This window comes from Aquirhabdus sp. (genome assembly GCF_046462495.1).
In the GTDB taxonomy this organism is placed as follows: domain Bacteria; phylum Pseudomonadota; class Gammaproteobacteria; order Pseudomonadales; family Moraxellaceae; genus Aquirhabdus.
This window is the reverse complement of the sequence record NZ_JBKGVE010000009.1, coordinates 164,503-177,721: the sequence shown is the minus strand read 5'-3', so window position 1 is coordinate 177,721 and position 13,219 is coordinate 164,503. Positions and strand designations below refer to the sequence as shown.

The following is a 13,219-nucleotide window of genomic DNA, read 5'->3' as shown; positions in this document are numbered from 1 at the left end:
ATAAATTACTCCCGTGCTAATGCCACAACAGGATCTAAGCGCGCAGCATTGCGAGCCGGTACAAAACCAAAAGCGATACCGATGAGTGATGAAGAAACGCATGCTCCAACCATCGAAACTGTAGAAAAACTCATTTGCAAAGTCCCTGCTGCAAAGTGACTAAAGACAGCACCTACCAATAAAGCAATACCAATGCCTAATAGCCCACCGACTAAACAGACTAGGACTGCTTCGATCAGAAATTGTTGCAAAATATCACTTTGCCGTGCACCAACAGCCATGCGTACGCCAATCTCCTGAGTACGCTCAGTGACGGAGACCAGCATAATATTCATGACACCAATTCCTCCAACCATCAGTGAAATCAAGGCAATGGCAGAGACCAAGAGCGTCATTGTCGACGTTGTTTTCTTAATCATGGTTCTTATCGAGTCGCTACTTTGGGTAAAAGTGTCTTCGGCACCATGTCTTAGCGTCAATAACGTCGTAATGGCAGCCTCAGCTGCACTGCTGGGAGTGCTATCTTTTAAGCGGACGACAATACCACTTAAATATCCTTGCCCCGAGATACGGCTCATGACCGTGCTATAGGGGAGCCAGACATTCAGCCGGTCACTTTTTCCAAATACGCTATCTTGAGGCGCTGTGACGCCAATGACTCGGCTCGGTAAACTATTTAATAAGATAACCTGACCAATGGGATTGATGCTAGGAGCCCCTTCTGCACCAAACAAGGCTTTCTGAGTATTGGGGTCAATTACCACATCTTGATTCTGTTCACGAACCCCATTACTGTCAAAACCTTGTCCTTGCGCAATCGTTAATCCATCGACTCTAAAATAACTTTCCCCCACACCATTGATGGTCGCTTTGGATTCAACATTACGGAAGCGAAGTGTTCCAGCGCTATTTACAATAGGACTCACGCTATCAATATAGGGTTGATCGGCCAGGGCAGTCGCATCGCTGGCTCGCAACGTTTGAATTTTGCCGCTCTGCATATCACCAAAGTCTTTACCAGAGTAAATACTAATCGTATTGGTACCAAGTCCACTGATGTTACTCAGAATCTGCTTTTGGGAGCCATTCCCCAAAGCGACTACAGAAACTACCGATGCAATCCCGATGATAATCCCGAGCATCGTCAGAAAAGTGCGCATACGATGTGCATTCATCGCAAGGAGCGCCATGCGAAAAGCTTCAGTCAAGCGACCAAACAACGCATTAAAAGAAGATCGGTCCGTGATAGATGGTCGTTCTAAGGATTTTTTTTGATCGAGTGGAGGCGTGGGGGTATTCGGTCGATCGGAGATAATTCGACCATCACTGATTTCAATAATTCGACCCGTTTGTGCAGCAATATTGGGATCATGCGTCACAATAATAACGGTATGACCTTCGCTATTTAACTCCCGCAGGATATTCATCACTTCTACGCCGCTGTGTCGATCCAGCGCACCAGTAGGTTCGTCCGCAAGAATGACATCACCACCATTCATGAGAGCTCGAGCAATACTCACACGCTGCTGTTGCCCTCCTGAAAGCTGGCTTGGTCGGTTATGGAGACGTTGTTCGAGTCCCAAACGTTTCAGTAACATACTTGCGCGTTCATGTCTTTTGTGACCACTAAGCCCTGCATAGATAGCAGGCACTTCGACATTACCAAGCGCACTTAGATCACCTAAAAGGTGGTAACGTTGAAAAATAAATCCAAAATTAAGCCGACGTAGCTGAGCTAAAGCATCAGGCTCTAAACTCCGTGTTTCCTGAGACTTAACGCGATAGCTACCCGCACTTGGGCGATCCAAGCACCCTAAAATGTTCATTAGGGTAGATTTCCCCGAACCCGACTGCCCGATAATGGCAACCATTTCACCTGCATAGATGCTCAGGTTGACATCATCTAGAATGCGTACAACGCTCTCACCCGCAGGGAATTCCCGCACAAGATTTGTTACTTGTAACAGTGGTTTTAATTTTTGATTTGTTATATGTTCTGTATTATCAGTAGTGAGAACCGGAAAGTTCATAATTTACATTTCCCGATCACGTTTTGCTTTTTTTGTATCCGTAGTATCAGAAGCATTCCCAATAATTACTTTTTCTCCTGCTTTAAGGCCTGATAGAACTTGAGCATTAACACGATTATTTAGACCAATTTTGACAGTGCGTGTTTGCGCTTGCCCATTTACATCTAAGATTCGAACGCTTTGTGTTCCATCGGCAGCCTTTTCTAATGCAGCGGAAGGGATAAGAAGGACATTTTTTGCATCCGCTACTACCACATAGACTTGAGCAGTCATCTTTATGCGCAATTCGCCATCAGGGTTAGGAACATCAAATAAACCGATGTAGTACACCGCAGTTGTGCTTGAACTCGATGTGGTTGTATCTGTTGCAATCGACTCAGGGGCGGGTTCGATACTCCGCAACTTCGCATAGTATCGTTTATCTGGATTCCCTAGAATCGTGAAATAAACGGTCTGTCCTGATTTGACTTTGACGACATCGGCTTCAGAAATTTGCGCACGGACTGTCAATGTATCAAGCTTTGCAAGCTTAATAATGGTGGGTGCAGTTTGATTGGCGTTTACGGTCTGTCCTTGTTCGGTGACGATGGCAACAACAGTTCCATCCATAGGAGCTGTGATTCGGGTATAGCCCAAATACTCCTGCGCATTGTTCACCTGAAGCTGAGCTTGCTCAATTTGAGCATCAACCGCCGCAATATTAGCCTTAGAAACTTTTAACGTTGATGTGGCGGTATCGGCTTCTGTTTTGGAGACAGCTTGATCATGCAGCAAGACTTTCATGCGATCTGCCTGTACTTGTGCAAGTTCGAGATTAGCTTGATTAACCAGTTTCTGTGCTTCTAAATTTGCCACTGCCGCTTGATTATTTTTAAGAGTAATTTGTTGGGTAGTCGAATCAATTTGTGCAATCAATTGCCCCTTTTTAACATCATCGCCGAGTTTGACCGATAAATTTTTAACTTGTCCAGAGACTTGTGCACCGACGCTGACTTGCTGGGCCGCCTGCAAGGTCCCTGAAGCCAGCACATTGTCCTCAATATTTCCTGTCACCACCGCAGCAGTGATATATTCTGGAGTTGTATTTTTGGGCTTCAACACATACCACACTAAGGCAATACTGATAAGCGCTATGACTGTGATGATGAAGAATCTCAGTGGACGTGAGCGTGGCAACATAAAAAGAAACTCGAATAGTTCAAAAGGTTTCTGAACGAAATAGAAAAAATAATTGAAGAAAGAATAACCTAATTGCAGGGAATATTATTGTGCCAAGTAAGAGCTAAGGGCTGAAATTTTCTATATTTTTGTTAATCAATATTTTTAGTTATTTTACGCTTTGGGTCAATCAATGCAAAATTAGGAACTCGATCTGGCCAATCAAAATCATAGATCTCTTCCAAAAGCGCCTCATAATCAAAACCACCCCGACCAGTAATTGTATAACCAACCCCTGGGAGTTGGCTTGATTTACTCACCGCCAAAGCAACAATAGGGGGAAGCTCGTAAATCAAGCAATACTGATAGATCACATTCAGTAAATGAGTAGCGGCGCGGGGATGTAGACCAATTGCACCACACAGTTCACTATAGCTGATACGTGCTCTTCTTCTGGCCGTTCGAATGAGAATAGGCCATGCTGCCTGAGCGCGGGTAATGTGGTTGATTGCCATTTTCTAGTTTGCTGAACTACGCAACGCATCAAATGCGCTGGTATTCGCAGGACTAGTCGGTGTGAATGTTGCACTTGCAGAGCCATCAGCATTCGTATACGTAATAATGGGACGTGATCGCGCACCTAAATTTGATTCACCACCGTTATTTGGTGACGAGGAACTAGCACTTACTTTAATCCCATTACTGTATAGGTTATTAAAACGGCTCATCACGCGTTTTACATAATCCTGAGTTTCCCGAAATGGTGGAATACCATGGTATTTATCGACGTTTCCTTCACCCGCATTATATGCAGCGATCGCCAACTCGTGATTATTGTTATAACGTTTAAGCAAAAAATTTAAGTACTTCACACCACCAGAAATATTTTGCGCAGGATCAAAAGAATCACTCACAAAAAAGCGTCGTGCAGTTGCAGGCATGAGCTGCATAAGACCTTGTGCACCAACGGGCGAGCGAGCACCGGGGTTGAATCCTGATTCGGTGTGCATGATGGCTTTAACAAGGCCCTGATCCACGCCAAATGTGCTTGCAGCACTCGTAATCAGATCATCATAGGCATTACGGTTGCGACTATAGCTAGGGAGAACCGACGCTTCACTACCGCCCCAATTACGATATGCATGAACATTAGTATCCGGATACCAAGTCACCTTGACTTGGTTACTATATTGGCTGAGCTCACCCTTAGGTTTTTTATCACGACCAACCACATTGGTCAGCAAAGCATTACCATCTTTATCTTTGAAAATATAAAGGTTTGCAGCTGAAGCATGTGGGATATGGAAGAGTAGACTGAGCGGCAGAGCTTTAGTCAAAGCAAATTGAATGATCTGACTAATAATACGCATATTAATGGCCAACCTGAAAATTTTGATAGAGTTTAGCTATAAATGCTAAAGAACCTTTATGAGCATAAAAATCCATCATCAGCTCATCCTGAGCAGAATCCCTTTTATAACGCATTATTGAATGCCTGTATCCATTTGTCATGATTTTAGCAGTCTTTTGTAGGATGTGCGATAGATAAACATCATGTAGAAATGGCCTATTGCGTGATGTAGCGCACAGGTCGCATGGAAAGTCGGGTGAATAACTCGTAACCAATGGTTCCCGCCGCCGCTGCGATTTGATCCACGCTGATCTCGTTCCCCCACATCACCACCTCATCATCAAGAGTCGGGCAAATCGATAGATCCGTTAAATCTACAGTGAGCATATCCATACTAATACGACCAATGATCGGAATGAGCTGGCCATTGATACTTATCTGCGCATGATCAACAACGCGTGGATAACCATCGCCATAACCCATAGCAACGACACCGAGGTGTGTAGGCCGTGTCGTGGTATAGCGTGCACCATAGCCAACTGTCACGCCTGCAGCAATCTGATGCATCGCGATCAAGCGTGTTTTTAGGCTCATCACAGGTTGTAAATTCAATTGTTGAGCGGTATGGTCTGCAAAAGGAGAGCTACCATACAGCATGATGCCCGGACGCACCCAATCCAAGTGAAGTTCAGGCCATTGCATGATGGCTGCCGAGTTGCACATGGAAGCTTGGATTGGCTCAAGTTGGGCTTTCAGAGTTAAAAAAGTATCAATTTGTTGTTGATTGATCGGATGATCAGGCTCATCAGCGTTGGCAAAGTGTGTTGTTAGGACGAGCTGATAACCCGCTGCACGTAATTGCGCCGCTGCGGTAATCGTTTGCTCTGGTGTTAACCCGAGGCGATTCATGCCTGTATTTACTTTAAGCCAGATCGTAGCATTTGGGATGATATGCTGCAGTGCCCACTCTAATTGACGCTCTTGATGAATCGCGCATTGGGCATCGATTTTTGAGGATTCAATCCATTCTTCTAAGCTAAAAGCACCTTCGATGACTACGATGGGCTGCGTATTACCCAGTGCACGAATATCCTGTGCTTCCTGAAAAAACGCAACGCCTAGTGCATCAGCGTCCTGTAGTGCAGTCAATGCGAATGCAAGACCATGCCCATAAGCATCCGCTTTGACCATAGCTAAAATATGACTGTGAGGAGCGTATTCACGAACACGGTGAAGATTATGGGTTAAGGCTTTGGCGTTTAAAAGAACGCGGGCATCCCGCATGTTAAAAATCCTATATCTATAATTAACGGTGTGCACTTAAGCAAATGCAGGTTGAGTCGATTTATTCATCATCCTCTGGACGATAATATTCAGGAGACAAATTGGTAAATCGCGTAAATTGTCCTTGAAAGGCAAGACGTACGGTTCCAATCGGACCATTACGTTGTTTACCGATAATGATTTCAGCCGTGCCTTGCTCTTTGGACTCTTTGTTATAGACCTCGTCTCGGTAAATAAACATAATTAAGTCAGCATCCTGCTCAATCGCACCAGACTCACGCAGGTCAGACATGATCGGCCGTTTGTTAGGGCGATTTTCCAAAGAGCGGTTTAACTGTGATAGCGCAATGACGGGACAGTTCATCTCTTTGGCTAGGGCTTTTAGGCTTCGTGAGATTTCAGAAATTTCACCGACCCGGTTATCTCCCATGCCCGGCACTTTCATGAGCTGCAAATAGTCGATCATGATTGCGCCAATTTTACCATTATGCATCTTGGCAATACGTCTAGCTCGAGAACGCAATTCATTGGGTGGTAGTGCAGAAGAATCATCGATATACAAGTGCTTACTTTGCAACTGACTCATAGTACTGGTTAGGCGGACCCAATCACCTTCCTCTAAGCGCCCCGAGCGTAAGCGACTTTGGTCGATAGAACCGAACGAAGAGAGCAAACGTACTGCAATGGAGTCTGCAGGCATTTCCATTGAAAAAACCAAGGCAGGCAGGTCACTACCAAATAACACGTTCTCAATCAAGTTCATAGCAAAGGTGGTTTTACCCATACTTGGACGTGCTGCGACAATAATCAGATCGCCTTTTTGCATGCCCAATGTTTTATTGTCCAGCTCTACAAACCCTGTTGTTAAACCTGTAATTGCACTATCACTGTTTTGAAGCTCTTCAACTTTGTTAAGTACAGTTTTTAAAACTGCATTGATCGCTTTAGGACCACTTTCTGCTGTACGATTATTATGCTGCTCACTAATTGAAAAAACTTTGCTTTCAACAGCATCTAAGATTTCACTGACGGCCTGTCCTTTGGGGTCGTAAGAAATTTGCAAAACTTCATTACCAACCGCAATCAGATCGCGCAGTACCGCATGTTCACGGACTTTTTCGGCATAAGCCGGTAGGTTGAATAAACTCGCTGGGCTTTCAGCAAGCAACTGCATCAGATACTCTTCACCACCAATATCATCAAGCAGATGTTGACCACTCAGCCAATCACTGACCATGACTGCGTCATAGGGCATATTGGCAGTAGACAAATGACCAATGGCTTTAAAAATCAAACGATGGCGTATCGCATAAAATGAGTTTTCATTAATGGTTTCACTGACCTGCTCCCATGATTCGCTAATAGTCATGAGTGCAGCGAGTACGGCTTGCTCCATTTGAATACTATGCGGTGGTACACGTAACTCACGCGTCAGCTCAGTGCTTTTTTCAGCATCATTTTTTTTATTCGATTTACGAGCGACTTTGGTATTACTCTCTGCAGAGTGAGTCGATAGCGTCGCGACACGATTTGGCGAAGCTGGTGCGTCTGGCATGATCAAACCTGTACTTAAATGTGTAGTGGAACGTGAAGCAGGTACAGCAAACTAAAAATAAGTTGCTTAGGATACCCTTAATTGACAGATGTGGGCAGTAGTAAAATCATAATAAACTGATGTCACCATTTTTATGGTTATTTATGCGGAGGAGGTACTGCGATATCGATTAATGCCCTTTAGCCATTATTTCTATTTTAAATATCATCTTCACCAAAACAAAAAAGCACGCTTTCGCGTGCTTTTTTAGTTCTTATTGCCTATTCAGAAACGATTATTCAGCAATAATCGTAACCAAAACTTCAGCCGTCACATCGTGATGGACTTGAATTGCAACATGGAACTCGCCAGTGTGACGCAATGCGCCATTTGGCAAGCGAACTTCAGCTTTGTCAACTGGATGGCCAGCAGCAGAGAGCGCATCAGAGATGTCACGTGTGCCAACAGAACCGAATAGTTTGCCTTCATCACCAGCTTTCGAGGTGATAACAACATTCAATTCGTTCAATTGAGCAGCACGCTCTTGTGCTTTGCCTAGTGATTCGGCTTCAACACGCTCAAGTTCAGCACGACGCGCTTCAAATGATGCAGTGTTTGCTGCAGTTGCAGAAACAGCTTTGCCTTGAGGAATCAGAAAGTTACGGCCATAGCCAGACTTTACGGAAACCTTGTCACCGAGTTGACCCAAATTAGCGATGCGTTGCAGTAGAATAACGTCCACAATTCATCTCCTTATTGATGGTTATCGGTATACGGAATCAATGCCAAGTAGCGTGATTGCTTGATCGCAAGTGCCAATTGACGTTGATAACGGGCTTTAGTACCAGTGATGCGCGAAGGAACGATCTTGCCGTTCTCAGTCACATACTGTTTCAGTGTTTCTACATCTTTGTAATCGATGTACTTTGTGTTCTCAGCTGTGAAGCGGCAGAACTTGCGACGACGATAAAAACGTGCCATTGTCGATTGCTCCTTAAGCTTCGTCAGCGATCATGTCAGAAGAAGACACATCATCGTTACGCTGTGCTTTACGCGCGCGTTTTTCTTCAGCACTCTTAGCGAGTAGTGATTCTTCGGTGATTGCTTCATCGCGACGGATGATGAGATTACGGATGATGGCGTCGTTGTAGCGGAACAACTCTTCAAGTTCATCAAGAGTAGTTTGGCCACATTCGATGTTCATCAAAATGTAGTGTGCTTTGTGGATCTTGTTGATCGGGTAAGCAAGTTGACGACGACCCCAATCTTCGAGGCGATGGACTTGACCACCTGCATCTTTGATTTGAGTCAAGTAGCGTTCAACCATGCCAACAACCTGATCGCTCTGGTCTGGATGAACCAGAAGTACGATTTCGTAGTGACGCATGTATAGCTCCTTACGGTTTGGGCAGCCCCTATCAAAAGTCTTTCGACAAGATAGAAGCAAGGAGGCACGCAGAAAATGTTATTTAGAAACATTATTTTATAAATAGCCTATAAACAAAAATCTATGCGTGATCGCAAAAGCGAAGCGCGGATTATAATGCTAGTCTTATTTTTATACAAGAGAAAGGTAATCAATACCTTCTCTTTCTTTACTACTTTATTAACAAATAAAGGTTTATCGCCATAAGTATACGTATATTAAAGTTTCTTTTTGCGCTTACGGCGCTTTAAAGGATAAAGAAATTGCCCGATAAACCCTTCGGGAACTTTTGTTTCAGCAGTCGTGCCATAACGTGTAGGTAGATGGGCTGGCATATGAGCGGTTTTAAAAATCACATCATAAACGGGTAGAAATGCGGCAAAGTTGATATCTAAAGCCTCTTTCTCAGAAGAGTGATGCCAATGATGAAATTCTGGGGTTGCGAGCACCCAACGGAAACCTGGGAAGCGAAATCGGACATTGGCATGGATAAAAATCGCATGAAAAGAAATAAAGACTAAGTAGGCATAAGTTGCAGCGGGGGAGAAGCCCATAAACAGCAAGGGAATATATCCAACAAATCGGTTAGTAATAATCTCAATCACATGAACCCGGCTTGCCGCTAGCCAATCCATATGATGTGAGGAGTGATGTACTGCATGAATACGCCATAATCTCGGTACTTTATGCATCGAGCGGTGTATCCAATAACTGAAAAAATCGACAACAATGAGAATTTCAATAAACTGCAAAACTAAAGGCTGGCTACTAACAAGCTGTTGCCATGTTGGATTTAACCAGTGATTAAACATGATTTGAGCAGGAATAATGGTGAAAAAACTAATGAGTTGTAATCCGATATGACTAAACATAAAGTATTTCAGATCTGTAACCCATCCGGTCCGTAATAGTTTTTGCTCTTGATATTTAGCGAAAAAACGCTCCATCGGAATAAAGATTAACGCGGCAATGAGCAAAGTCAGAACAAAGTAATCCAAGCCCGCATATACACTGCGACCATGATAAACAGGTTCAATTTGGCCGGATGCAAGCAGTGCTGCCAAAGCATTCAATAGCATCCCAGACAATCCCCAACGACGATTGAGATTGCGAAACGCACTAATCACACCGGAAATAAAACCAATAGCGATACCCAGAATTAAGAGTTGGCGTAAAAGATGGGCATTGTAAAGAGGACGAAATTCTGGAGTTGTTAGCAAATTAGGAAATAAAAAGCATAGCGCAGCCAGTATCGCCAATATACCCAGCGCAATGGAGATAAAAGCCGAGACCTTGCCCGTTCCTCGGGTCAGCTCGCGATTTTCCAGATTCCGCCTCAGTAGCTCCGTCATTTGTTATTCCTATTTTAATAAATATTATTGTCATCATTATGGATGATTTGATCTAGTTGTGAACCTTGCACTGCAGCACATCTACCCCTAATACACGGTCGTACCAAGCGGGGAGAGGCTGACGAAGAAACCCTAGTCCAAATGGCAAAAATACCCCAAACAGTACACATGTAGCAAGGATGATTTTGAATAGAAAAACAAGCAGTGTTAGGCTTCCTTCAGGCTCAATCAATGAGAAGTCGGAGAGGGACATCGGCTGTATCGTAGGATTAAAGATAATCATGAACACAAGACAAACATGGAGCAGCGGCAAACCAAGGCAGCGACTGACCAAACCATGCAGCCAAACTTTAATAACACTCGTTGGATTATTAAGGGTTGATTGAAGCGGTTTTTTGTAGATTTTATTTAATAACTGTCCGATGCTTTGTCCACGCCAGACACAAAGAAATAGATCAAACAATGAAAGTGCAACAATAATACTAATAGAAAATGAAAACTGAGAAGCCAATGAGGCAATCATAGAGCGGGCATCACACCCCGTCTCTAAATGGAAGACCGACCATAATGTCATCCCCATTAGCCAAAGCCAGATAGTACTATCGATTGTATGATCGATAATGCCAGCCCGTATGCGTTGATCTCGGCTAGCAGCATGCATTACGCGATGAGCAATGTCTTGAGGAATAGGCGGGGGGCTTTGCGCTGATGGTTTGTCCATAGCGATGTCACTTAGTCTTGTTCGTCAAGATCATCATGACAGATGAGCGGCGTAGCAAGTACTTTATCAATACGCTTACCGTCCATATCGACAATCTCAAGTACCCAACCAGACCACTCTATCTTGTCTGCCGTTTTTGGAATGCGACCGAGCTGCATCATCATTAGCCCTGAAAGCGTGTTATACAACCCGCGCTCTTCTTCTGGCAGGCTTTTGATTTTTAAACGGTCCTTAATATCATGACTCGGAATTAAACCATCAAGTAACCAAGATCCATCATCGCGTTCAATTGCATATGAATCCTCTTCATCATCCGTCTGAAACTCCCCAGTGATAGCCTCAAGTAAATCTTGCACTGTCACAATACCTTGAATATCACCATATTCATCAACCACCAATGCCATCTCAGTTTGTGAGTTTCGGAGTAAATTCAGTAACTCCATACCATTCAACGACTCGGGCACATAGAGAGGTGGCTCCATAATCGATTCAAGATTGAGCAGCTCTTTATTGAGTGCTTGAGTGAGCACATTTTTTGCCATTACCACACCCATGACATCATTGATACTGTCACGGCAAACAGGAAAGCGAGAAAATTCACTTTTTTCAATAACATCTAATATCTTTTCAAGACTGTCATTAACGGATAACCAAGTGACATCCAAACGAGGAACCATCAGACTGGCAATTTTTCGATCATCCAATCGAAAAACGTTGCGCACCATTTGATGCTCTTGCTCATCGATCAAACCACTTTGTGAACCTTCAACGAGAATCGCATGAATCTCATCAGAAGTCATTTTAGGGCCCTGGGTATTTTTAATCCCTATCAAGCGCAGAACTAAATAAGTTGAGCCAGAGAGGAAGCGCACGATAGGCAACATCACTGCAGTTAGCCATAGCACGGGTCTAGACACAATGCGCGCCACATTTTCAGGAGCGATTTGTCCGAGTCGTTTGGGAGCTAGTTCACCAACAACGATATTGACATAAGTAATGATGGCCACAACAAAGACAATCGACAGTGGTCTTGCAATCGCATCACGCATGCCAAAGTCGAGTAAAAACTTCTCAAGCGGCTCAGATAGAGCAGCTTCGCCTAAAATACCGCTCAAAATTGTAATTGTCGAAATGCCTATTTGCATGGTCGACATAAAATCAGCGGGGTCTTCAGCCAATTTAGCAGCAGCAATTGAACCTTTATCCCCTTCATCGATTCTTTTTTGCAGGCGAGCTTTACGAGCGCTGACCAATGCCATTTCAGACATTGCGAATACGCCATTTAAGACGATTAAGAGAAATAGAATCAGAATCGTCATACGACCGCTACCATTTTAGTATTTATCCTTTACTTTCTTTAAGGTTTCTAACACGTTTTATTGCAATTTCTATGTGTGATATCAAGCGATTATTATGCCAATATCACACATTTGTTTATAAAAATTTTAAGACTTTGGCTTTTCTAATTGTACGGGCAACGCATTCACAACCAAGGTTTTAGCCAAGCGGTCATGAAGGGTACGATTCTTTTCTGTAAATAAAGAGATAAAATCAACCATAAAGATGAGTGAACCCACTAAAGGTAAATTATAAGCAAGATTGAACAATAATGTTCTGAGTACCGCCCCTTGCATAAATCCTGCTTTTAAACCGCTTTTTTCATCCACAATTCGAATTTTGAATAAAATCTTACCGATACTCTGACCACGCCAGATGATCAGAAGAATTTGCACTAAAGCCACAACCGCAGCAATCAATAACACCTGAACCTGTACTTGCGGAGGGATCAGTGCGTAAACTTGCTGTTGAAGCTGCAACGTCGTCTCCGATGATGCTTTTTCCATTATCGCACTAATTTTAGTAATCGTATCTTGCGGCAAGATTTGATACATCGCAATCGTAGTGACAACGAGGAGTGTTAATAGATCAACAACCGCCGCCCCAATTCGCGTACCAACATTTGCAATTGTTGAACCATTAGCAAAAATTTGATTTACATCAATTTTTGCAGATGTTGTTCTCGAATAAACACCGGCAGTTGTTTTAGCATTGGGATTCGTTGGTGTTGAAAATGGCGAAATAACAGCGCCCTTATCTGAAGATGGGATATAAATCATCTTACCACCAGTCAGTTGTCCTAATGGTAGCCAAGTTTCCATGCCTTCATGCCATGCGAGATCGGTCAAAACAATTTGAGTATTTGCCAACATCGCGTTGACTTGTTCAAGAGTGTAGGGACCCGCTTGTTGATTATTCCGAGCTAGGTAAATTTGCATGTTTAAGAACGCCTGCGCCTATAAATGTGAATGTTTAAACTGAAGTTATCTCTATTGAGATATGAATCTGAAGAAGATTTTTCTTTG

At 43.5% G+C, this 13,219-nt stretch carries 13 protein-coding genes; all 13 read right to left on the bottom strand.

All coding sequences use genetic code 11. The features are described 5' to 3' along the window. Positions 1-5: 5 nt before the first annotated feature. The 13 genes from ACLHG7_RS11500 to ACLHG7_RS11440 all read right to left on the bottom strand — a co-directional run bounded on the left by ACLHG7_RS11500 (position 6) and on the right by ACLHG7_RS11440 (position 13,132). Complete coding sequence (locus ACLHG7_RS11500; protein WP_410211158.1) at positions 6-2,030, bottom strand: MacB family efflux pump subunit; 2,025 nt, start codon at positions 2,028-2,030, stop codon at positions 6-8. A 3-nt stretch (positions 2,031-2,033) separates the two neighbouring features. Further along, entirely contained in the window at positions 2,034-3,209 is a 1,176-nt protein-coding gene (locus ACLHG7_RS11495) for an efflux RND transporter periplasmic adaptor subunit (RefSeq protein WP_410211157.1), read from the bottom strand. 131 nt (positions 3,210-3,340) lie between these two features. Then, positions 3,341-3,703 (bottom strand): hypothetical protein, encoded by a 363-nt coding sequence (locus tag ACLHG7_RS11490; protein ID WP_114898827.1) that lies wholly within the window; start codon positions 3,701-3,703, stop codon positions 3,341-3,343. A gap of 3 nt (positions 3,704-3,706) precedes the next feature. Continuing rightward, a complete protein-coding gene (locus ACLHG7_RS11485; protein WP_410211156.1) occupies positions 3,707-4,558 on the bottom strand; it encodes a lytic transglycosylase domain-containing protein in 852 nt (283 codons plus the stop codon). Positions 4,559-4,755: 197 nt separating this feature from the next. Next, positions 4,756-5,823 (bottom strand): alanine racemase, encoded by a 1,068-nt coding sequence (alr, locus tag ACLHG7_RS11480; RefSeq protein ID WP_410211155.1) that lies wholly within the window; start codon positions 5,821-5,823, stop codon positions 4,756-4,758. Positions 5,824-5,884: 61 nt separating this feature from the next. Continuing rightward, entirely contained in the window at positions 5,885-7,378 is a 1,494-nt protein-coding gene (gene dnaB / locus ACLHG7_RS11475; RefSeq protein WP_410211154.1) for a replicative DNA helicase, read from the bottom strand. Between the two features lie 274 nt (positions 7,379-7,652). Then, positions 7,653-8,099: a 50S ribosomal protein L9 gene (gene rplI / locus ACLHG7_RS11470; protein WP_410211153.1), complete on the bottom strand. Its 447-nt coding sequence runs from the start codon at positions 8,097-8,099 to the stop codon at positions 7,653-7,655. A gap of 11 nt (positions 8,100-8,110) precedes the next feature. Continuing rightward, on the bottom strand, positions 8,111-8,338 hold the full coding sequence (gene rpsR / locus ACLHG7_RS11465; protein ID WP_114898822.1) for a 30S ribosomal protein S18: 228 nt from the start codon (positions 8,336-8,338) through the stop codon (positions 8,111-8,113). Between the two features lie 13 nt (positions 8,339-8,351). Continuing rightward, positions 8,352-8,744: a 30S ribosomal protein S6 gene (gene rpsF / locus ACLHG7_RS11460; protein WP_114898821.1), complete on the bottom strand. Its 393-nt coding sequence runs from the start codon at positions 8,742-8,744 to the stop codon at positions 8,352-8,354. 257 nt (positions 8,745-9,001) lie between these two features. Further along, complete coding sequence (locus ACLHG7_RS11455) at positions 9,002-10,135, bottom strand: sterol desaturase family protein (protein ID WP_410211152.1); 1,134 nt, start codon at positions 10,133-10,135, stop codon at positions 9,002-9,004. A gap of 52 nt (positions 10,136-10,187) precedes the next feature. Beyond that, positions 10,188-10,856 (bottom strand): hypothetical protein, encoded by a 669-nt coding sequence (locus ACLHG7_RS11450; RefSeq protein ID WP_410211151.1) that lies wholly within the window; start codon positions 10,854-10,856, stop codon positions 10,188-10,190. Positions 10,857-10,867: 11 nt separating this feature from the next. Then, a complete protein-coding gene (locus ACLHG7_RS11445) occupies positions 10,868-12,175 on the bottom strand; it encodes a hemolysin family protein (protein ID WP_410211150.1) in 1,308 nt (435 codons plus the stop codon). A 126-nt stretch (positions 12,176-12,301) separates the two neighbouring features. After that, positions 12,302-13,132, bottom strand: a complete 831-nt coding sequence (locus ACLHG7_RS11440; protein WP_410211149.1) for an RDD family protein — start codon at positions 13,130-13,132, stop codon at positions 12,302-12,304. Positions 13,133-13,219 lie beyond the last annotated feature (87 nt).